Origin of the sequence: Actinomadura geliboluensis (assembly GCF_043197915.1) — a bacterium.
Lineage (GTDB): Bacteria > Actinomycetota > Actinomycetes > Streptosporangiales > Streptosporangiaceae > Spirillospora > Spirillospora geliboluensis.
Window position 1 is genome coordinate 764,766 of the sequence record NZ_JBICUA010000002.1, and the last position, 20,826, is coordinate 785,591.

Here is a 20,826-nt window from a genome sequence, read left to right on the forward strand (position 1 = left end):
CGCCCATACCCGCCCTTTGCGGAGATATTGAGCGCTGCGCGGCATGGGTTACCGTCGGGGCATGACGATCTCCGACGATGCCGTGACCGCCGCCGACGTGGAGCTGGCCGTCCGGCTCGCGGTCTCCGTCCTGCGGAAGGCGCCGCCGGACGCCTGGGACGCGATGGCGGGGTCGCTGGAATGGACCTGCTGGGAGACCGTCGAGCACCTGAGCGACGACCTGTTCGCCTACGCCGCCCAGCTCGCCCCGCAGGCGGCCCCGGCGGACGGCGACGTGCCGTTCGTCTGGGAGAGCCGCCGCCCGGGCGGCCCGGCGAACGCGGTCCACGCGGACCGCGAGGCCGGGCCGGACGGGCTGCTGCGGGTGCTCGACGCCTGCGGCGGCCTGCTGGTCGCCATGGTGCGCACCGCCTCCCCGGACGTCCGCGCCCACCACGTCTACGGCGCGTCGGACGCCGAGGGCTTCGCCGCCATGGGGATCGTGGAGACGCTCGTCCACACCCATGACCTCGCCGAAGGGCTCGGCCTCCCGTGGGAGCCGCCCGCCGACCTGTGCTCGCGTGCGCTCGGCCGCCTGTTCCCCGACGCGCCGCGCGACACCGACCCGTGGCCGACGCTGCTGTGGGCGACGGGACGCGGGGAGCTCCCGGGCCGCCCGCGCCTCACCTCATGGCGCTGGTACGGCGCGCCGCGCGCCTGATGCCCCTCAGCGGTGGTTCAGCACGTTCACGACCCGGCCGTTGGGATCGCGGACGAAGAACCGGCGCACGCCCCACTCCTCGTCCTGCAGCGGATGCACGATCTCCGCGCCGCTCTTGCGCACGGCCTCGTAGACCGCGTCGACGTCCTCCACCTCGACGCTGATGTCCGGGACGACGGGCCCGGTCTTGTCGCCGGTCATGAAGCTGACCTGCGCCGTCGGCACGGACGGGGAGGCGAGCGTCACGATCCACCCCTGGTTCATGACCTCCTCGAACCCCAGGCGCTCGTAGAACTCCCGGCTCTCCTCCACGGCCCCGGACTCGATGTTGGGCACGACACGGCGAATGGTCATCGATATCTCCAAGCAGAGCGTGATGGCGATGTGGAAGCCCCCATCGTCGCCCACCGCCGCCTGCCGGGTCTTGGACGAATGGGAGCTCAGTGCAGGTAGTGGAAGCCCGGCTTGGGGTGCATCAGGAAGTCGTGGTGGGAGATGTTCCAGGCGTAGGCCCCGGCCATGCCGAAGGCGACCACGTCGCCGGGGGACAGGGGCGGGACGGGGACGTCGCGGGCGAAGACGTCCTTCGGGGTGCACAACTGGCCGACGAGCGTCGCGGGGGACTCCGGACCCGTGGCGGTCAGGACGTGGAAGGGTTGGTCATGGCCCTTCGTCACCGGAGTTCTGAGGTGGTGCGTGCCACCCCGGAGGATCACGTAGGTCTCGCCTCTGGTCGTCTTCACGTCCAGCACGTCGGTGACGTACCAGCCGTGGTAGGCCGTGATGGCGCGGCCGGGCTCTATGCGGACCTTGGCCCGGATGGAGGCCAGCCCTGTCGCGTAGGTGCGCCAGTCGAAGAGGGCTCCGGGGGACGTGTAGTCCACCGCCATGCCACCCCCGACGTTCAGTTCGGGGTCGTCCACGCCTTGCGTCTTCAGCCAGGGGAGCGCCCAATCGGCTATCTGGTGGGCGAGGTCGAGCATGGTGGGGGCGTCCAGGCCGGAGGCCAAATGGGCGTGGACGCCGCGCAGGGTGAGGTGGGGGTTGTCGGCCAAGAGCCAGGCGCATTCGTTAAGGGCGTCCTCGTCCATGCCGAAGGGGCCGCTCATGATGAGCGCGGCGTTCGGGGTGCGGAGGGGGAGGTTCGCGCGGAGCAGGATGTCAGCGGGCCCCAGCGCGGCCAGGCTCCTCAGTTCGTTCGGGCTTTCCACATGGACGCGGTCGACGGTCAAGGCCAGACGCAGTTCTTCGAGTGTCTTGCCTGGGCCGCCGAAGGCGAACGGCACGCCGGGCAGGGTCGCCCGGACATGGGCCAGTTCGCCGCCTGAAGCCACCTCTATGCCGTCCACATGAGGCGCAAGGGTGCGGAGTATCTCGGCATCAGGGTTGGCCTTGGCGGCGTAGAACAACTCCGTGGAGCCAAGGGCTTCTCGGATGGCTTCGACGTGTTCCCGTAGACCCGGCAAGTCGTAGACATAGGCCGGGTAGCTGTCGAGGCTGAGCGCGAGTTCGGCGACTTCTTTCATAGCGGTCTGGGGGCTGCCAGTGGGTTGGTGGTCGGGACGTAGGTGGCGCCTCGGTCGGCCACGCGGGACCAGCGGGTGCGGAGGTTCGCCTTCGCCGGCACGGGGACTCCGGCGAGGAGCGCTCTGACTTCCGGGTGGTGGTCGTGGACGGCGAAGTGCTTTCGCGCGTCCTGCCAGAGCGTTCGCTCCAGGTGCGGGTGCAGGTCGGCGACCGCGGCGGCGACTTCGGTGAGGTGGTTGATGAGGAGGCAGTAGACGACGCGGTTCCAGCCGCGGTCGGGCGCGTAGGTGAGGCTTTCGGCCACGCGGGGCGGCAGCTGCGAGAGGTCCCAGCGGTCGGCTGTCAGCTTGGTGCCCTCCAGGTCGCGGAACGCGGCGTGGACGGGCATGCCCGTCGGGTCGACGCAGACGAGCACGTTCTGAAGGTGCGGTTCCAGGACGATGCCGTGGTCCAGGTAAGCGCGGAGGACGGGCGGTGCCACTTGCGCCACGTAGGCGTCCCACCATACGCGGGCTTGCTCTGCGGTCTCTAGAGCGGGCAGGTCCGCGAGGAGCGTGCTGTAGGGGTCGGTCAAGGCGCCCGCCAGCAGCGGTGTGCCGGGCAGGGATCTGACGCCCTGGCGCAGGATCACCCCCAGGCCCTCGTACAGGCGGCGGTCGGGGAGTGTGACGCTGCGGTAGGCGGGCTCTGCGAGCAGCGTCGAGCCGAGCTTGTCGAAGATGGGCGGCAGCAGTTCGTTGAGGGCGATGGCGCCGCTCAGCTCGTACCAGGCGTTCTTGCGCACGCAGTTGGTGATGCGGACGTCCAGGCTGAACTTGCAGAAGACGTCGGCGTCCGGCAGGTAGGCCGTCCGGACGGACGAGGTGGGGATCGCCTCGGTGTCGGACGGGCCGAGGTCGACCAAGAGGTCCTGCGCCAGAGCCTTCTGTAGGACGGGGTTGTCCGCGAGGAGGGAGAACTGCCACGGGTGGACGGGAAGCAGTGTCCGGCCTGGGGGAGCAGGAGGCCCGTAGGACACCAGGGCCGCGAACGCGTCCGGGTCTCCTTCCTCGGCGACGAGGTCGTCCGGGACGGCGAGCCAGTGCGGACGGAAGCTGGCCCGGGTCTCCGGCGCGTACTGGAGCCAGTCACCAGGAGCCCCCTGGCGGGCCTTAGGAGACGGGTGGAATCGGTGCCCCGCGACGAGAGCCTGTTCTGAGGCGATGTACCGGTCGCCGGACGCCTCGCTCCTGGCGGCGAGGATCGCGGCCAGCGCCGTGTGGCTGTCGTCCACCTGGGTGAGGAACTCGGGGTTGGGACGGCCTGTTGCCAGTTCCAGTTCGCCCGCGACGAGGTTGGCCAGCCTGTCCCAGGACGTGAGGATCCACTCGTCCTCCCGCTGCTCCTCGTAGGGCGGCGCCAGGCGGTAGGTGGGGCCGGCCGGAGGCCGGGTCAGGCGCGCGCGCAGGACGACGCCTGCGCGGGGCAGGCGGGCGAGGAGATGGTCGCCGTCCGGCCACAGTTGCTGCTCGGGCGCGCAGACCTCCCGGATCAGGCAGTTGAGCAGCGCGGTCGCGGTGGCGTCGCCGGCCGTGACGGCCGGTCCGGTCAGTTCTGTGAGCCCAGTCAGCGGCACGTCGCGTCCAGTAGTAGGTAGTTGGGCCCCGGCGGGCCGTAGTGCTTGTTGATGTCGGCCGCGCCGGTCCTGGCCTTGTCGACGAGCGTCCCGGCGGTGAGCATGGCCTTGCCCGGCAGGGAGCCGGCGTCGAGCGTGCGGGAGCGCAGGAACGCGTCCGCCGGGCCGAGCGCGGCGTCGAGCCGCTCGCGGACCATCGCGAGCCCCGTGCGCCAGGGGAGCAGCCCCCGCTCGGCCAGGCCGACGGCGACCGCGGCGGCGCACAGGTGCAGCGTGATGGTGACGAACACGCGGGCGAGGGCGTCGGGGTCGGTGGTCGTCATCCGGCGGTCGATGAGGTCGCGCGGGTCCGTGCCGGGGGACGGGGCGAGGCGCTCCCCGAGCCGCGACGGGTCGATCAGCGCACCGTCGTTGTCTTTGATGAGGAGACGCAGCGGAGAGGCGTCGTCCAGGACGAGCGCGACGTTCTGCTGATGCGCCTCCAGCGCGATCCCGTAGCGGAACAGCGTGACGTTCCACTCGAACAGCGCGGACAGGTACGTGCCGAAGAGTTCTTCGACGTTCCAGCGTTCGATGACGTAGCCGCCGTCCGGGGCCTCGGCGAGCAAGGCCGCCACCGGGACGATGTGCGCGCGCGCCGTTTCCGGCGGGAAACGCCGCACGAGGTAGGCCAGGAGCGGGTCGTTGGCGTGGCCGTAGGTCTGCTCATCGGCAAGAAGCACCGGGAGCGCCGGTTCGCGCTGGAGCACCCGGCGCAGGATGCGTTCGACAAGCGCTCCGTCATGAAGCGTGCCGGGCATGATGGTGCGCCGGTTGCGCAGACCGAGTGTGCTGGTCGGCAGCGGCATCTTCACGTGGACGAGCGGCGCGGTGCCGCCGAGCACGGCCACGGTCCGCATAGACAGTGTCGGGCCGACCCGCAGGAACGGCTCGGGCGCCAGAGCCGTCCTGGCCTCCGCGCGCACCTGCCGCACCGCCAGCGGATGGACGGGGAACAGCGCCCCCGCCGCCCCGCCTGAGCCCAGGCCCACGTCGGACGGCGCGGGCCACCACTCCGGCAGCGGCCCGGCGAGCACCGGGTTCCGCACGGGCGCCCACCGCAGGGGGAACGACGGCGCGAACTCGGGCGCGTAGCGGCTCAGATCGGCCATGGACAGCCCCGCGCGGCTCCGCCCCGCCGGATGCACCGGGTGGTCGTTGTAGGCCGCCAGCGTCTCGTAGAACGTCCCGGGGCCCGTCCGCAGCGCGTCCGGGATGCGCGCCAGGCGCCGGTGCACGGCGGGACGCGCGTCGTCGTGCAGTTTCCCGGCGGCGAGCGCGGCCCGGCATTCGCGCTCGAAGGCCGCCGTGTCGTCGCGCGGGTCGGCCACCGAGCGGACGGCCTGGAAGACCTCGCTCAACTTCAGGTCCTGCCCAGGGGCCACGACGAGTTCGGAGAGGAAGACCGGGCGCGCGCGCAGCAGCCGCACGGAACGGCCGGGCAGTTCTAATCTCCCGTCCCGGACGAAGCGCCGCATGCCGCCGTAGTCCTCGCGGAGCAGCGCGTCCAGTACGCGGGCCGCCAGCGGGCCCTCGCCGCGGTCCGGCGGCGGGGCCGCCTCGGCGCGGTCGGTCACGTGATCGTCCAGCTGTGGTCCGCGCGGAAGCGCGCGAGCGCGGCCTCGACCTCGTCCGGGCCGGGGCCGATCGCACGCACGGTGCCCAGGTAGTCGCGGTTGGTGCGGGTCACCGCGACCGAGTCGCCCACCGCGCGCTGGGGGCGGTAGGAGAGTCGCACCTCACCATCGTCCACCCGCACCGGGCCGGGGGCCGCGGTGAGGACGCCGGAGCGGTCGGCGATGACCGGCTCCGCCACGGCGTGACGCGGACGTGGGACGTGCACACCCGGCACAGGCCCGCCCAAGTGGACCTGGAGGATCTGCTCGAAGAGCGGCACGCCCAGCAGGTCGGCCAAGAGGAAATCGCAGTGGTCGCCGATGAGCCGGTAGTTGACCTCGATGATGCGGGCACGGCCCTCATGGACGACGAACTCGGTATGGCATGCGCCGAACCCGACCCCCAACGCCTCCAACTGGCGCAGCACCTGGGGCGTCTCCGGGGGCGGTGCCGCCCACTCAAGGCGCTCCTCAACGAAGAACGGCGGCGGCGAGACCGTCGTACGGAACGAGCCCAGGACGCGCAGTTCCCGCCCATCGCCGAGCGTCTCCAGCGTGTGGAGGTGCCCCGGCAGGTACTCCTCGGCCACGAGCGGGTCGTCGCGCCGGGCGGTGATCTCGTCCGCGCGTGCGGCCAGTTCCGCCGCGTCCTCGACCAGGAACACGTCCTCGCTGGCGACGCCCTCGCGGGGCTTCAGGACGAGCGGGTAAGGCGCGTCCGGCGGCACCTCGCGCGCGTCAGCGGAGAACACCGGGTCGATGCCCGCGAGGTGGCGGCGCATGAGGGCCTTGTTCTTGGCGCGGGTGGCCGCCCGCCAGTCCTTGGCCGGAAGACCGAAGTACGCCGCCGCCAGCGCGGCGGGCGCCTGCAGAAAGTCGCTGTTGGAGAAGACGGCGGCGGGCTCGCCCCCCGCGTCCGTAGCGCCGATGCGGTGGACGATGTCGCGGAAGTCGGAGACGTCGCACTCGACGACCGGCCCGCCGAACGCGTGCGCGCCGGACCGGTAGGCTTCCGGACGGTCGGTGAGCAGCACCGCGTCCAGCCCGAGGCGCGCGGCGGCGGGCACGAACCCGTGCGTCACCGAGTCGGTCGCCTTCCCGGCGACCAGGTAGAGCGAGGCGGCCACGATCGGCCTTTCCAGTTCGGTTCGTGGGTGAGGTAAGCCTTGCCTAACTCGCAGTGATCATAGTGGCGGGGCGGCACCGCGCGCGCAAGAACGATCGCACCGCGTGTCCCGGTCCCCGGCGCGTGCCCTCGCACGGACGGTCCGGTGGTCCGCCCGGCGCGGCGTCCGCCAGGATGGGGCCATGGATCTTGTCGACCGGTGGGTCGCGCTGGCGGGGCCGCACACCCGGCATATCGGGACGGAGTTGGACGAGCGCTACGGCGAACCGCACCGCCGCTACCACACCCGGGCGCACCTGACCGCCGTCCTCGACCTGGTGGACGAGCTGGCCGGGCACGCCGCCGATCCCGACCTCGTCCGCCTCGCCGCCTGGTTCCACGACGCCGTCTACGACCCCGAGCGCGCCGACAACGAGGAGCGCAGCGCCCGCCTCGCCGTCCGCATGCTCGCCGACACCGACCTCGCGGCCGCCGGCGTCCAGGAGGTGGCCCGGCTGGTCGAGCTCACGACCACGCACGCCCCCGGCGAGGACGACCGCAACGGCCAGGTCCTGTGCGACGCGGACCTCGCCGTCCTCGGCGCGGACCCCGACCAGTACGCCGCCTACACCGCCGCAGTCCGGGAGGAGTACGCGTTCGTCCCCGACGAGTTCTTCGCAGCCGGACGCGCAGAAGTCCTCAACGGCCTACTGGCACTCCCCAAGCTCTTCCACACACCGCCCGCACGCGAACGGTTCGAGGAACGCGCGCGCAGCAACATCCGCACGGAACTGATGCTGCTCAACGCCTAGCGCCCGCCTCAGCGCTCAGTGAGTGACGCGGGGGCGGTAGCTCTTGCGGCGGCGCAGGCCCGCCTTGGTGAGCCGCAACAGCAACTCCTGGCAGCCGACCGCCTCCGCCCCCTGCAGCACAGCGGCCTCGTACAGCTCGGACGGGACGTCGTAGTGGTCGCGCTCGAAGGCCCTGGGCGGCATCCCCAGGTCCGCCGCGAACGCGTGCAGCTCCTCGTACGAGACATCGCTCACCATGTGCGACCAGACACGGCCGCGCGCGGGCCACAGCGGCGGATCGATGAGGATCAAGCTGCTTCCCCTAACACTCCGTTGACGTCGATGTAAGCTCGCGGCGGTGCCGGCCGGAGGGTGCCGGCCGGAGAAGGCCGGACGCGCCGGTGCCGGCCGGTGGAACGCCGTTGCAACGGTACGACAGAACGCACATGCGAAGGGGCATGCGGTGAACGACGTGGTCGGGTACATCCAGGCGGAACGGGACAGATTCGTCGCCGATCTCAAGGAGTGGCTGGCGATCCCGTCCATCTCCGGGAACCCGGCGCACGCCGCCGACGTCCGCGACTCGGCCGCCTGGCTCGTCTCCTACCTGCGCGGGCAGGGCTTCCCGACCGTCGAGATGTGGGAGACCGGCGGCCACCCGGCCGTCTTCGCCGAATGGCCCGCCGACGACCCCGACGCCCCCGCCGTCGTCGTCTACGGCCACCACGACGTCCAGCCGGTCGAGCCCCTCACCGAATGGGAGACCGACCCGTTCGCGCCCGTCGAGAAGGGCGATCAGCTCATCGGGCGCGGCGCGTCCGACGACAAGGGCCAGGTCTTCTTCCACACGCTCGGCCTGCGCGCGCTGCTCGCCGCGTCCGGCCGGCAGGCCCCGCCCGTGACCGTCAAGCTGCTGGTCGAGGGCGAGGAAGAGGCGGGCTCGGTGCACTTCGCCGACCTGCTCCGCGCCCACCGCGACCGGCTCGCCTGCGACGCCGTCGTCATCAGCGACACCACGATGTGGGCGGCGGACGTCCCGTCCATGTGCACCGGGATGCGCGGGCTCACCGAGGTCGAGGTCACGCTGCGCGGCCCGTCCACCGACCTGCACTCCGGCTCGTTCGGCGGCGCCGTCCCGAACCCGCTGCACGCCATGGCGGCGCTGCTCGCCGCCCTGCACGACGCCGACGGCCGCGTCACCCTCCCCGGCTTCTACGACGACGTCGTCCCGCTGACGGACGAGGAGCGCGCGTCGTTCGCGCGCCTGCCGTTCGACGAGGACGAGTGGCTGCGCACCGCGGGCGAGAGCCGCGCCGCGCAGGGCGAGAAGGGCTACACCACCCTGGAGCGCATCTGGGCGCGCCCCACCGCCGAGATCAACGGCATGTGGGGCGGGCACACCGGGCCGGGCGGCAAGACGATCGTCCCGCGCGACGCGCACGCCAAGATCTCCTTCCGGCTCGTCGCCGGCCAGGACCCCCGCAAGGTCCAGGAGGCGTTCAAGGCGTGGGTCGCCGAGCACGCCCCGCCCGGCGTGGACGCCGAGGTGCGCTGCCCCGCAGGCGGCGTCCGCCCGTGCTTCTCGCCGATCGACTCGCCCGTCGTGGCCGCCGCCCGGCGCGCGATGGAGCGGGCCTTCGGCACCGAGGTGCTGTTCACCCGCGAGGGCGGCAGCGGCCCCGAGGCCGACCTCGCCGACATCCTGGACGCCCCGCTCGTCTTCGTCGCGGTCGGCCTGAACGGCGACCGCATCCACGCCCCCAACGAGAAGGTCGAGATCCCGCTGCTGCTCAAGGGCGCCGAGGCCGCCGCGCACCTGTGGGAAGAACTCGCCGCCGCGCTGCGCTGACATACCCGGGAGAGGAGCAGTTGTGACCGAAGCCCCACTGGAGTGGCTCGCGCTCGCGCGCGGAACCCTCGACCGGGCCGCGCTGAACCGCCGCGACGACGCCTGGCTGGACGCCGCTTGGAACGATCCGCGGACGCGCGTCCTCGTCATCCAGGACGGGCGGTCCCTCGTGGTCTACGAGCCCAGCCCGGCGCTCGTGCTCGTCCCGCCCGCGCAGGCGCCGGAGGGCGAGCGCTGGCTTTTCGGCGCCGACGACGACGGCACCGTGTACTTCGGCGTGTCCGGGCCGCTGCCCGCCATCGAGGGGGCCGAACCGGCCGGGCTGCGCCGCGTCGGCGCGCTCCTCGGCGACCGCGACTCCGGCCTGCTCACCCACGCCGTCGCGCTGGAGCACTGGCACGGCACCCACGGGTTCTGCCCGCGCTGCGGCGCCCGGACCCGGGTGGCGTCCGCCGGCCACGTGCGCGTCTGCCCGGAGGACGGCTCGCAGCACTTCCCGCGCGTCGACCCGGCCGTGATCATGCTGGTGACCGACGAGGACGACCGCATCCTGCTGGCCCGCGGCCCGCAGTGGCCCGCCGACCGCCGCTCCATCCTCGCCGGGTTCGTCGAGCCGGGCGAGTCGCTGGAGCAGGCCGTCGCGCGGGAGGTGAAGGAGGAGGTCGGGCTCGCCGTCCAGGACGTCCACTACCTCGGCAGCCAGCCGTGGCCGCTGCCGCAGAGCCTCATGCTCGGCTTCACCGCGCACACGGACGGCGCCGTCCCGCTGAACCCCGACCCGGAGGAGATCCAGGACGCCGCCTGGTACACCCGCGACGAGCTGCGCGCCGCCATCGAGGCGGGCGAGATCGTCGCGCCGGGCCCGCTGTCCATCGCCGCGCAGCTCATCATGCGCTGGTACGGCGGCGAACTCCCCAAGATGCCCGCCTTCTGACCTGCCCGCCTTCTGACCTGCCCGCCTTCTCACATGGCGAGGCCCGCCGGCCGGTGGCCGGCGGGCCTTCCGCGCGACCGCGCTACGCGGTCTTCGCGATCTCCGCCAGGCGGCGCTTGACCTCCTTGGCGCTGGGGTTCGTCGCGGCCGTGCCGTCCGGGAACAGGACCGTGGGGACGGTCTGGTTTCCGCCGTTGACGCTCATGACGAAGTCGGCGGCCTCGGGGTCGCGCTCGATGTCGACCTCGACCATCTCGATGCCGTCCCGCGCGAGCTGGCTCTTCAGCCGGCGGCAGAACCCGCACCAGGACGTCGTGTACATGGTGAGCTGGCCGGTCGTCGGCGTCGCCATCGCTTCGTGGTCTCCTCGTTCGTTCGGACAGTCGGTGCCTACGCCAGAACAGTAGACAGCCCCTCGGCATTCCTGGTTGTCCACAGGCGGCGTATCGGCTGATGCACGTGGGACGGGCTGCGAGTATGGGGGCATGTTGGCTGAGTCGGTGCTGGAGGGACTCGACCCCGAACAGCGGGCGGTCGCCGAGGCGGTGAAGGGGCCGGTGTGCGTGCTCGCGGGCGCCGGGACGGGCAAGACCAGGGCCATCACCCACCGGATCGCCTACGCGACGCTGACCGGTGTCGTCACGCCGCAGCGGGTGCTCGCCGTGACGTTCACCACGCGCGCGGCGGGGGAGCTGCGCAGCCGGCTCCGGCAGCTCGGCGCGCCCGGCGTGCAGGCCCGCACGTTCCACGCGGCGGCGCTGCGGCAGCTGAGCTACTTCTGGCCGCGGGTCATCGGCGGCGAGGCGCCCAAGATCGTCGACTCGAAGATCGGGCTGGTCGCCGACGCGGCGCGCGCGTGCCGGCTGTCGTTCGCGCGCACCGAGCTGCGCGACCTCGCGAGCGAGATCGAGTGGGCGAAGGTCACCCAGCACCGCCCCGAGGACTACCCCGCCGCCGTTGCCAAGGCCGACCGCAAGCCGCCCGCCGACGTCGTCGACGTGGCCCGCGTCTACGCGATGTACGAGCAGCTCAGGCGGGAGCGCAACCTGCTCGACTTCGAGGGGATGCTGGAGCTGACCGCAGCCGTCCTCACCGAGCACCGGGAGGTCGCGAACCAGGTCCGCGAGCAGTACCGGTACTTCGTGGTCGACGAGTTCCAGGACGTCAACCCGCTGCAGAAGATGCTGCTCGACACCTGGCTCGGCGACCGCGACGACCTGTGCGTCGTCGGCGACCCCAACCAGACGATCTACTCCTTCACCGGCGCGTCCCCGTCCCACCTGCTCGACTTCACCCGCGAGCACCCGGGCGCGAAGGTCGTGAAGCTCGTCCGCGACTACCGGTCGACGCCGCAGGTGGTCCGGCTGGCCAACGGCGTGATCGGGCAGGCGCGCGGCACCCGCCACAAGCTGGAGTTGCTGGCCCAGCGCGCGGACGGCCCCGAGCCGGTGTTCAACGAGTACGACGACGAGGTCGCCGAGGCCGACGACGCCGCCCGGCAGGCCCGCAAGCTGATCGACGAGGGCGTCCCCGCGCGGGAGATCGCGATCCTGTTCCGCGTCAACGCGCAGTCCGAGACCTACGAGTCGGCGCTCGCGGCGGCGGGCGTCCCGTACGTGCTGCGGGGCGCGGAGCGGTTCTTCGAGCGGCCCGAGGTGCGCGAGGCGGTGGTCCGGCTGCGCGGCGCGGCGCGGGCGGGCGCCGACCCCGAGACCGACGGGATGGGGCTGATCCAGACCGTCCGGCACGTCCTGTCGGGGGCGGGGTTCACCGACCAGCCGCCCGAGGGCGCGGGCGCGGCCCGCGCGCGCTGGGAGTCGCTCGCCGCGCTCGCCCAGCTCGCCGAGGACATGGCCGCCGACAACCCGAAGGCCGGCCTCGCCGACTTCGTCGCCGAACTGGAGGAGCGCGCCGCCGCGCAGCACGCGCCGCCGCTGGAGGGCGTCACGCTCGCGTCGCTGCACGCCGCCAAGGGCCTGGAGTGGGACGCGGTGTTCCTCGTCGGGCTGGCCGAGGGCACGCTCCCCATCATCTACGCCAAGACGCCCGCCCAGATCGAGGAGGAGCGCCGCCTCCTCTACGTCGGGGTGACGCGGGCCCGCGTCCACCTGGCGCTCTCGTGGGCGCTGTCGCGCTCGCCCGGCGGGTCGCAGACGCGCCGCCCGTCCCGCTTCCTGGACGGCCTGACCGGCAAGACCACCACGCACACCCCGCCCCGCGCCGACCGCTCCAAGCGCCGCCCGGCCAAGGGCCCGCAGCCGTGCCGCGTCTGCGGCCGCCCGCTGACCGCCGCCGTCGAACGCAAGCTCGGCCGCTGCGAGGACTGCCCGTCCGAGCTGAACGAGGAACTCCTCCTCGCCCTGAAGGACTGGCGCGCCGAGGTCGCCGCCGAGCAGAAGATCCCCGCCTACGTCGTGTTCACCGACGCCACCCTGCAGGCGATCGCCGAGCACGCCCCCGACTCCCTGGAGGACCTGGCCCGCATCCCGGGCGTCGGCAAGGTGAAGCTCGACCGCTACGGCGACGCCGTCCTCACCCTCTGCGGCCACTGACCCGCCGCCTCTCGAGCCGCCCGGCCTGCCCGGCCTGGACGGCCACCGAACCGGACACGCCGGCGAGGACACGTGCCGCCGCTGTTCCCCGGGGAGCGCAGGTCCGCGGGGTGAGATTCCGGTCACGGGGGCTTAGCGGACGGGCCGGTGCCGCGGGGGTGAGATCCCGGTCACTGGGGCCGATACGGAAGACTGGCCGCCGTGAAGGAATCGCTCAAGGCCCTGCTGGACCTGCTCGACCTCGAACAGATCGAGAACGACATCTTCCGCGGCCGCAGCCCCGAGGAGCGGCGGCAGCGCGTCTTCGGCGGCCAGGTGGCCGGGCAGGCGCTCGTCGCCGCCGGGCGCACCGTCCCCGCGAACCGGCCCGTGCACTCGCTGCACGCCTACTTCATCCGGCCCGGCGACCCGCTCGTCCCGATCGTCTACACCGTCGACCGGGTGCGCGACGGCCGGTCGTTCACGACGCGCCGGGTCATGGCCGTCCAGCACGGCAAGGCGATCTTCACGCTGTCGGCGTCGTTCCAGATCGCCGAGGAGGGGCCGTTCCACCAGGCCCCCATGCCGGACGCGCCCGCCCCCGAGACGCTGCCGGACGGCCTGACCCGGCTGACGCCGGTGTTCGGCGAGGTCGGCGCGCGCGAGTTCGTCACCCGGCGCCCGTTCGACATCCGGCACGCGACGCCGCTGACCTGGGAGGCGGCCAAGGACCCGGCGCTCGCCACCCCCGAGTCGAAGGTGTGGCTGAAGGTGGACGGCGACCTGCCGGACGACCCGCTGCTGCACGTCTGCCTGATGACCTACGCCTCGGACATGACGCTGCTCGACACCGTCCTGCTCAACCACGGCCTGGCCTGGGGCGACAAGCGGACGATGGGCGCCAGCCTCGACCACGCGATGTGGTTCCACCGGCCGTTCCGCGCCGACGACTGGCTGCTGTACTACCAGGACACGCCGTTCGCCGGCGGCGCCCGCGGCCTCGCCCGCGGCCAGGTGTTCACCCGGCAGGGCGAGCTGGTCGTCTCCGTCATGCAGGAGGGCCTCGTGCGCGTCTCCGACGGCGAGCGCAAGCGCTGACCGCGGCGGGGGGCACGCCGTTGATCAAGGTGCTGCTGGCGGAGGACGTGCGGATCCTCCGGGAGGCGCTGGCCGACCTCCTCGACCGGGAGGACGACGTCGAGGTGGTCGCACAGGTGGCGGCCGGGGACGCGATCGTCGCCGCCGCCCTGCGCACGGGGCCGGACGTCGCCGTGCTCGACATCGAGCTGCCCGGCCTTGACGGCGTCAGCGCGGCGGCGGAACTGGGCCGGCACCTGCCGGGCTGCCGCGTGCTGATCCTGACCGGGGTCGGCCGGCCAGGGACGCTGCGGCGCGCGATGGCGGCCGGGGTCGCCGGGTTCATGGTCAAGGACAGCGCGCCCGGCGAGCTGGTGGCCGCCGTCCGCACCATCGCCGCCGGCGGCCGCGTCGTCGACCCGCAGCTCGCCTTCGCGGCGCTCGACGCCCCGGACTGCCCGCTCACCGACCGGGAGCGCGAGGTGCTGCGGCTGACCGCGTCCGGCGCGGAGCCGCCGCAGATCGCGGCCAGGATCGGGCTGTCCTACGGGACCGTCCGCAACTACCTCGCGTCAGCGGTGACCAAGCTGGGCGCCCGCAACCGGGTCGACGCCATCCGCATCGCGACCGAGGCGGGCTGGATCTGACGGGCCGGCGTCCGGCACCTCGACGGTGAGGGTGAACCGGCCGTCCGCGTGCTCGACGGCCAGCGCGCCCCCGGCCTCCGCCGCGCGGGAGCGCAGGTTGGCCAGCCCGGCTCCGCCCGCCTCGCCCCGCCGCGTCCGGCGGGCGCCGGCACGCGGCGCCCCGTCGTTGGAGACGCGGAGCCGGACGGGCGTGATCGAGATCTCGCAGCGCCGCGCCCGCGCGTGCCGGACCACGTTGGTCACCGACTCCCGCAGCACGACGGCGAACAGGGCGGCGACCGCCGCCGGCGGCTCCGCCACCGTGACGCGGACCCGCGCCCCGGCCGCGCCCAGCAGGTCCCGCGCGCTCTCGACCTCGGCGGCGAGCCGCAGCGGTGCGGGCTCCGCGCCGATCGAGCGGACCGTCGCCAGCGCCCCGCCCGCCAGCTCCGCCAGCCGCGCGCCGTCCGCCGGGCCCGCCGCGATCCCGCCCCGGATGATGATCGCCGACAGCTGCGAGCCGAGCAGGTCGTGGACGTCCCGCGCGATCCGCAGCCGCTCGCGGAGCACGGACGTGCGGACCAGCTCGCGGCGCGCCCGGTCCAGCCGGGCCGCCGTGACGGGCAGCCGACCCAGCGCGTGGACGGAGATCATGAAGGCCGCCGAGGCGAGCACGCTGAGCAGCACCACCGCCGGCGGGCGCGCGCCGTACAGCAGCGGGAACGGCATCAGCAGCAGCGCGGTGGCCGCCGCCCACGACCAGGGCGGCCGGACGTTCAGCAGCACCACGCCCGCGACCAGCCCGCCGTACGTCGCGGGCAGCCCGCCGTAGGCCGTCGGGACGAGCGGCCCCGCCACGGCGAACGCCGCCAGGATCAGCACGATCTGGGCCGGGAGGGCCCAGCGCCGCGGCCGGGCCTCGCCGCGCGGCAGCACGTGGTAGAGCTGCAGCGCGGCGACCAGCGGCAGCGCGACCGCCGCCACCGCCAGCCGCGCCGGGTCCACCGCGACGCCCGCCTCCCGCGCCATCAGCACGCTGGTCGCGACCGTGCCGAGATGGTCCAGTTCCAGGACCAGGAGGACGGCGAAGGCCAGCCACGGGGCCGCGCCGACCGGGCCGCCCGTCCAGGCCCGCGCCCGCGGGATCTCCGCCTCCACGGCGGGTCCGGCGGCGAGCCGCCCGCCGAGCCCGGCGATCTCGGCGGACGAGGCCGCCAGCGGCTCCGCGAACGGCGGCACGGGACCGGAGAAGGCCACCCGCAGCCGCTCGGGCCCGCCGGGGCCCGTCCGGCACTCGATCACGCAGCCGTCGGGGCGGCCGTCCCGCAGCGCCGCCACCACGGTGCGGCGCAGCACCCCGGCCAGCGCCGCGTCGGCCCGCGGCGCCGGCGGCACGGCGGCGTCCGCCTCGACGCGCACCGGCACGCCGGACGCCGCGAGCACCGTGCGCGCCGCCTCGATCTCGGCCGCCAGCGACCGGTCCCGGTAGTCGTCGGCGACCGACCGGGCACGGGCCAGCGCCGCCCGCGCCGCCGCCGTGATCTCGGCCGGGTCGGCGGACGCCGCGGCGGCCGACAGCCGCCGCCCCAGCTCGGCGCGCAGGCCGCGCGCGATCCGCAGCCGCTCCCCGGCGGCGCGCCGGGCGGCCAGCTCGGTGCGGGTGGCCTCCAGCGCGCGGACCAGATGCCCGAGCCGCGCCAGGACGAGGAACTGGAGCCCGCCGGTGAGCGTCACCACGGCGGCCCAGATGGCGTACCCCGTGCCGGCGTCGGGCAGCCACACCGCCCTGATCACGAACTCGGCGGCCACGATGGACGCGGCGGCCGGTATGCGCGCGCGGGCCGGTGCGGCGAGCAGCAGCACCGACGCCATGAGCAGCGGCGCCGCGGGCCGCCAGGCGCCGCCGAGGACGAGCAGCGGCGCGTACGCCAGCACCGCCTGCGCCGCGAGGTTGCCGAGCGAGCCGCGCCAGGCCAGCGCCCGCGCCTGCAGGACGCCGAGGCCGAGCGCCGCGCCCGTCCCGGCGAGCAGCGCCGCCGCCCCGGGCGGGCCGCCGGGGCCGGGGTCCGCCCACAGCACCAGGATCCGGTACGTCCAGAACAGGACGATCCCGGCGAAGAGGGGCAGGCGGCTGTCGCGCATGGCGGCAATTATGCAATCTGCACGTCAGCGGCCTGCGAACCGCAGTTCAGGCCGTGCACCGGGCACTACTCCCGCGCGGCGCCGCGCAACAGACTCGGAGTACCGAATGAGGAGGGCTCCGATGAGCTTCGAGATCACACCGTTCCGCATCGACGTGCCGCAGGCCGACCTGGACGACCTGCGCGACCGCCTGGCCCGCACGCGCTTCGCCGACGAGCTGCCCGAGTCCGAGGTGACCGACGGCGTCCAGAAGGGCCCGGTCCAGCCGGGCTGGGAGTACGGCGTGCCCGTCTCCTTCGTCCGCGACCTGGTGACCCGCTGGATCGGGTTCGACTGGCGCGCCCAGGAGGCGCGGATGAACGAGTTCCCGCAGTTCACCACCGAGATCGACGGCCAGCTGATCCACTTCCTGCACGTCCGGTCGCCGGAGCCGGACGCCACCCCGCTGATCCTCACCCACGGCTGGCCGAACACGTTCACCGAGTACCTGGACCTGATCGGCCCGCTCACCGACCCGGCGGCGCACGGCGGCGACCCGGCGGACGCGTTCCACGTCGTCGTCCCGTCCCTGCCGGGCTTCGGGTTCTCGGCGCCCACCCGCACCAAGGGCTGGGGCTCGGCCCGCACCGCCGACGCCTGGGCCGAGCTGATGGCGCGCCTCGGCTACGACCGCTTCGGCGCGCACGGCAACGACGCCGGCGCGATCGTCAGCCCCTGGCTCGGGCGCCGCCACCCGGACCGGGTGATCGGCGTCCACGTCAACCAGATCTTCTCCTTCCCGACGGGCGACCCGGCCGAGCTCGCCGGCATCACCCCGGCGGAGGAGGAGTACCTGCGGTTCCTGCAGGGGTTCGTCGCGCACTCCATCCACGACCGCGCCCAGCAGGCCCAGCCGCAGACCCTCGCGCACGCGCTGTCGGACTCTCCGGCCGGGCAGCTGGCCTGGGTCGGCCAGCTCCTGGCCGGCCTGCCCGACCCCGACACGATCCTGACCATCGCCACGATCTACTGGCTGACGAACACGTCGGCGTCCACGGCCCGCTTCTACTACGAGAACCACCACGAGCCGCAGGCGTCCGAGCCGACCACGTTCCCGATCGGGCTGGCGTCGTTCGCCTACGACTTCCGGCCGCTGCGCCGCTTCGCCGAGCGCGACCACCGGAACATCGTCCACTGGCGCGAGTACGACCGCGGCGGTCACTGGGCCGCCCACGACGCCCCCGACCTGCTGCTGCAGGACGTCCGCGAGTTCTTCCGCGAGCTGCGCGACCGGTCGGCGGGCTGATCTCCCGGCCCCGCCGCCACCCGCGCCCCGCCGCCACCCGCGCCCGGACGGTGGCGGCCGGGCGGGCCCGGCCGTATCCTGGGAAGATCGTTCTTCACGGGAACCCCGTGAGGTTCGACGCCGGTGAGACGGCGCGGGTTTCCCGGGAAAAGGGTGAACTCACCCACAAAACCGCAGGTCAAAAATATCTTGCTTGATTCGGCGAGATCCCCGTACGCTCGTCGCGAGCAATCAGCCGGCCGTCCGGTGTGGATCTTGATCCCGCCGGGTCCGGTCCGAGGAGCCAGAGAGGTGGTGTGCAGTCCGGTGAGCAACACGTTGAGCGAATTCACGTCGTCCTGGAACGGCGCACGCCTCGGTGCCTCGATGCCCTGTGTCTCGCTGCGCGGCACCTCCTCGTCCCGCCTCGCCATGCCCGGCGCCTATGCGCGCGTGTGGCTGCGTGACGAGCAGCGGGCGAACCCGCGCGATCTGCGATTCGAGCAGCTGATCCAGGACGACCAGGGGCGGAGTGTCTTCGAACGCCTTATCGAGGACATGGACGTCCCGGCTCCGGCCACGGCCCACACGGGCGCCACCGTCAAGGGTGGCGTGTCGGGTCCGTACCCCTGGAGGCGACCGGTCTAGCAAGACAACCGGCAAGCCCCCAGGCCGCGGATCCAGACACCGGATCCGCGGCCTTTCTCTTTGTCCAGACCCACCGAACACCCGTTGAGATCCAACGAGAGGAACAAGGGTGACTGTGATGCAGGGGGCCCTCGCGATCAGCGAGGAGGACCTCACGCTTCCGTGCCGGACCGACCCGGAGCTGTTCTTCGCCGAGGCTCCCGCCGACGTCGAGCTCGCCAAGGCCCTGTGCCTGGAGTGCCCGCTCCGCAAGGAGTGCCTCGCCGGCGCTCTCGAGCGCAAGGAGCCGTGGGGCGTCTGGGGCGGTGAGCTCTTCGTCCGCGGTGTGATCGTGCCGCGCAAGCGGCCGCGCGGCCGCCCGCGCAAGCACCCGCGGCCCGACGAAGTGACGGTGTGAGGCAGTGATGCCCGCGACGCTCAGCCGAATCGACCCCGGAGGCGTGGCCCCCACGCGGGGACCGCGCCTCCGGGCGGCCGGGGAGAACGAGATGACGTTGCTCAGCCAGGACCTGTCGAGAGAACGAATACCGGCGACCGTGCCGGACGAGATGGCCGCCCGTGTGCGCGCGCTGCGGCGGGCGCGCCGGGACGCCCGGACCAGGGCGTCCCGCGTCCGGCGCGTCCTGCTCGCCCCGACCGCCCGGGGCGAGTCGTACACGCACGCCCCGCGGTCCCACTACAGGGACTGACCGCGCAGAGGCCGCTCACCGGGGGCCGGCCTCTGCCCCAGACGAACGAGTGCCCGCCCGGTCGAGGCCCCGTCCGTCCTTCTTGGATGGTTTGGCGGACGGGAGCGCCTCCCGGCGGGCACGTGGAGCGCGTCCGATGGCCCCACTCCACCGGACGCGCGAAAGAGCGGAGCCCCGCGCACCCCATCAGTGCGCGGGGCTCCGCCATGTCCGATCGGCCCGCCATGTCCGCTCGGCGCGGCCGGAGCCGGTCAGCCGGAGACCAGTTCGCCGTCCTCGTCGTCGGCGAAGCCCGGTACCCACTTCAGCGACTCGGCGCGAGCCGGGATCTCGCATTCGAGCTGGCACAGCACGCCGGTGCCGGCCGACAGCACCCGGTGGATGATCACGTACTCCGGCGGCAGGTTCAGCTGCCGGACGACGTTGGACGGGCGCAGGTCGGTGACCTGGGCCGCCATGTCGCGCAGCCACTCCCGGTTGAACTTGAACGTCTCGGTGACGAACGGCTCGGTGATCGGGGCGAGGAACGCCTGCAGCGACTCGGCGTCGATCTCGACGCCCTCGCGGATGAAGTCCTCGCGGCGCAGCGCGTCCTCGACCTCGTCGATGTCGGCCATCGTGCCGATCCGCAGCAGCAGGCCGAGCCGGCGCTGGAAGCCGCCGGGGATACGGTCGACGGCGCCGAAGTCCAGGACGCCGAGCCGCCCGTCGGCCAGCAGCCGGAAGTTGCCGGGGTGCGGGTCGCCGTGCAGCATCCCGGAGCGCTTCGGCCCGGACAGCAGGAAACGGCAGTACAGCAGGGCCGCGTGGTTGCGGGTCTCCTGGTCCCCATCGCTGATGATCTTCGAGAGGAGGGTGCCCTCCATCCACTCGGTGATCAGGATGTTCCCGGACTGGGCGATGACCTCCGGGATGTAGAAGTCGGGGTCGTCGAGGTAGGCCGCGCGGAACTGCGACTGCGACTCGGCCTCGATCGTGTAGTCGAGCTCCTCGACCACCCGCTCCTTGAGTTCGGCGAGCATCGACTTCACGTCCAGCCCCGGCATCAGCACGCCGAACAGCCGGCCGAGGCGGGCGAGCTGGTTGAAGTCGCTGATCAGCGCCTTCCCGGCGCCCGGGTACTGCACCTTCACCGCGACGGCGCGGCCGTCGTGCCAGACGGCCCGGTGCACCTGCCCGATGGACGCGGCGGCGGCCGGCTGGTCGTCGAACGACTCGAAGTAGTCGCGCCAGTCCGGGCCGAGGAACTCCTCCAGCACCTTGTGGACGGTCGACACCGGCAGCGGGGGAGCGGCCTCCTGCAGCTTGGTCAGCGTGGCCCGGTACGGCCCGGCGATCTCCGGCGGCAGCGCCGCCTCGAAGATCGACAGCATCTGGCCGAGCTTCATCGCCCCGCCCTTGAGCTCGCCGAGGACCTTGAACAGCTGCTCGGCGGTGCGCGTCTGGATCTCCAACGCGACGGCCTCGGCCGGCTTGCCGAAGGTCCGCTTCCCGACGCCGAGCGCGGTGCGACCCGCGAAGCCGATGGGGAGGGACGCCAGCTTTGCTGACCGCGTCACCGCGCGGCGGGGAAGATCGCTCACGCCGTACATTGTCGGTGATCGGATGTCGTTCACGCCACAACCACCGCAGAGTAAAGCCGGTGCCCTCTTCGGCTCACCTCGCTGACCTGG

At 73.1% G+C, this 20,826-nt stretch carries 20 protein-coding genes; 11 read left to right on the plus strand and 9 right to left on the minus strand.

Translation table 11 applies throughout. The features are described from left to right. Positions 1-61: 61 nt before the first annotated feature. A complete protein-coding gene (locus ACGFI1_RS09090; RefSeq protein WP_392784256.1) occupies positions 62-700 on the plus strand; it encodes a maleylpyruvate isomerase N-terminal domain-containing protein in 639 nt (212 codons plus the stop codon). Positions 701-706: 6 nt separating this feature from the next. Here the strand turns inward: ACGFI1_RS09090 and ACGFI1_RS09095 are convergent, their stop codons facing one another. The 5 genes from ACGFI1_RS09095 to ACGFI1_RS09115 form a co-directional block, all read right to left on the minus strand. Beyond that, entirely contained in the window at positions 707-1,054 is a 348-nt protein-coding gene (locus tag ACGFI1_RS09095; protein WP_138641645.1) for a VOC family protein, read from the minus strand. A gap of 86 nt (positions 1,055-1,140) precedes the next feature. Then, complete coding sequence (locus ACGFI1_RS09100) at positions 1,141-2,226, minus strand: alanine racemase (RefSeq protein ID WP_392784259.1); 1,086 nt, start codon at positions 2,224-2,226, stop codon at positions 1,141-1,143. Further along, on the minus strand, positions 2,223-3,842 hold the full coding sequence (locus ACGFI1_RS09105) for an IucA/IucC family protein (RefSeq protein ID WP_392784261.1): 1,620 nt from the start codon (positions 3,840-3,842) through the stop codon (positions 2,223-2,225). Before ACGFI1_RS09105 ends, ACGFI1_RS09100 begins: the two co-directional genes overlap by 4 nt. Beyond that, the gene (locus tag ACGFI1_RS09110) at positions 3,833-5,458 is read right to left on the minus strand and encodes an IucA/IucC family protein (protein ID WP_392784263.1); all 1,626 of its coding nucleotides are present in this window, start codon (positions 5,456-5,458) and stop codon (positions 3,833-3,835) included. Before ACGFI1_RS09110 ends, ACGFI1_RS09105 begins: the two co-directional genes overlap by 10 nt. Next, entirely contained in the window at positions 5,455-6,624 is a 1,170-nt protein-coding gene (locus ACGFI1_RS09115; RefSeq protein WP_392784264.1) for a siderophore biosynthesis protein, read from the minus strand. Before ACGFI1_RS09115 ends, ACGFI1_RS09110 begins: the two co-directional genes overlap by 4 nt. 181 nt (positions 6,625-6,805) lie before the next feature. On the opposite strand from ACGFI1_RS09115, the gene ACGFI1_RS09120 reads away from it, so the two are divergent. Continuing rightward, complete coding sequence (locus tag ACGFI1_RS09120; protein ID WP_364549118.1) at positions 6,806-7,414, plus strand: HD domain-containing protein; 609 nt, start codon at positions 6,806-6,808, stop codon at positions 7,412-7,414. A gap of 15 nt (positions 7,415-7,429) precedes the next feature. On the opposite strand, the gene ACGFI1_RS09125 is transcribed toward ACGFI1_RS09120, so the two are convergent. Further along, the gene (locus ACGFI1_RS09125) at positions 7,430-7,705 is read right to left on the minus strand and encodes a DUF4031 domain-containing protein (protein ID WP_171068928.1); all 276 of its coding nucleotides are present in this window, start codon (positions 7,703-7,705) and stop codon (positions 7,430-7,432) included. Positions 7,706-7,856: 151 nt separating this feature from the next. Between ACGFI1_RS09125 and ACGFI1_RS09130 the strand changes: the two genes are divergently transcribed. Both ACGFI1_RS09130 and nudC read left to right on the plus strand, forming a co-directional pair. Then, positions 7,857-9,242, plus strand: coding sequence for a dipeptidase (locus tag ACGFI1_RS09130; RefSeq protein WP_386867905.1), 1,386 nt, complete (start codon positions 7,857-7,859; stop codon positions 9,240-9,242). A gap of 22 nt (positions 9,243-9,264) precedes the next feature. Next, on the plus strand, positions 9,265-10,176 hold the full coding sequence (gene nudC, locus ACGFI1_RS09135) for an NAD(+) diphosphatase (RefSeq protein WP_392784267.1): 912 nt from the start codon (positions 9,265-9,267) through the stop codon (positions 10,174-10,176). Between the two features lie 82 nt (positions 10,177-10,258). Here nudC and ACGFI1_RS09140 read toward each other — a convergent pair whose 3' ends face one another. Beyond that, positions 10,259-10,528, minus strand: a complete 270-nt coding sequence (locus ACGFI1_RS09140; protein WP_138635784.1) for a mycoredoxin — start codon at positions 10,526-10,528, stop codon at positions 10,259-10,261. Positions 10,529-10,661: 133 nt separating this feature from the next. On the opposite strand from ACGFI1_RS09140, the gene ACGFI1_RS09145 reads away from it, so the two are divergent. The 3 genes from ACGFI1_RS09145 (at position 10,662) to ACGFI1_RS09155 (ending at position 14,431) form a co-directional block, all read left to right on the plus strand. After that, positions 10,662-12,728: an ATP-dependent DNA helicase UvrD2 gene (locus ACGFI1_RS09145; protein ID WP_392784269.1), complete on the plus strand. Its 2,067-nt coding sequence runs from the start codon at positions 10,662-10,664 to the stop codon at positions 12,726-12,728. A 201-nt stretch (positions 12,729-12,929) separates the two neighbouring features. After that, positions 12,930-13,805 (plus strand): acyl-CoA thioesterase II, encoded by an 876-nt coding sequence (tesB, locus tag ACGFI1_RS09150; RefSeq protein ID WP_138635786.1) that lies wholly within the window; start codon positions 12,930-12,932, stop codon positions 13,803-13,805. A 20-nt stretch (positions 13,806-13,825) separates the two neighbouring features. Continuing rightward, a complete protein-coding gene (locus tag ACGFI1_RS09155; protein ID WP_392784271.1) occupies positions 13,826-14,431 on the plus strand; it encodes a response regulator transcription factor in 606 nt (201 codons plus the stop codon). Here ACGFI1_RS09155 and ACGFI1_RS09160 read toward each other — a convergent pair. Then, positions 14,357-16,552 carry a sensor histidine kinase gene (locus ACGFI1_RS09160; protein ID WP_392784273.1) on the minus strand — a complete coding sequence of 732 codons (2,196 nt, stop codon included), beginning with the start codon at positions 16,550-16,552 and terminating at the stop codon, positions 14,357-14,359. The two genes, ACGFI1_RS09155 and ACGFI1_RS09160, sit on opposite strands and share 75 nt — an antisense overlap. Before the next feature lie 121 nt (positions 16,553-16,673). Here ACGFI1_RS09160 and ACGFI1_RS09165 point away from each other — a divergent pair, with 121 nt between their 5' ends. From ACGFI1_RS09165 to ACGFI1_RS09180, 4 genes are all read left to right on the plus strand, one after another. Then, positions 16,674-17,837 carry an epoxide hydrolase family protein gene (locus tag ACGFI1_RS09165; RefSeq protein WP_138635789.1) on the plus strand — a complete coding sequence of 388 codons (1,164 nt, stop codon included), beginning with the start codon at positions 16,674-16,676 and terminating at the stop codon, positions 17,835-17,837. Positions 17,838-18,143: 306 nt separating this feature from the next. Beyond that, the gene (locus tag ACGFI1_RS09170; protein ID WP_138635790.1) at positions 18,144-18,464 is read left to right on the plus strand and encodes a hypothetical protein; all 321 of its coding nucleotides are present in this window, start codon (positions 18,144-18,146) and stop codon (positions 18,462-18,464) included. A 118-nt stretch (positions 18,465-18,582) separates the two neighbouring features. Next, the gene (locus ACGFI1_RS09175) at positions 18,583-18,861 is read left to right on the plus strand and encodes a WhiB family transcriptional regulator (RefSeq protein ID WP_117400278.1); all 279 of its coding nucleotides are present in this window, start codon (positions 18,583-18,585) and stop codon (positions 18,859-18,861) included. 91 nt (positions 18,862-18,952) lie between these two features. Further along, positions 18,953-19,153, plus strand: a complete 201-nt coding sequence (locus tag ACGFI1_RS09180; protein ID WP_138635791.1) for a hypothetical protein — start codon at positions 18,953-18,955, stop codon at positions 19,151-19,153. A 251-nt stretch (positions 19,154-19,404) separates the two neighbouring features. On the opposite strand, the gene ACGFI1_RS09185 is transcribed toward ACGFI1_RS09180, so the two are convergent. Then, positions 19,405-20,736, minus strand: a complete 1,332-nt coding sequence (locus ACGFI1_RS09185) for an ABC1 kinase family protein (RefSeq protein ID WP_364549140.1) — start codon at positions 20,734-20,736, stop codon at positions 19,405-19,407. Positions 20,737-20,826 lie beyond the last annotated feature (90 nt).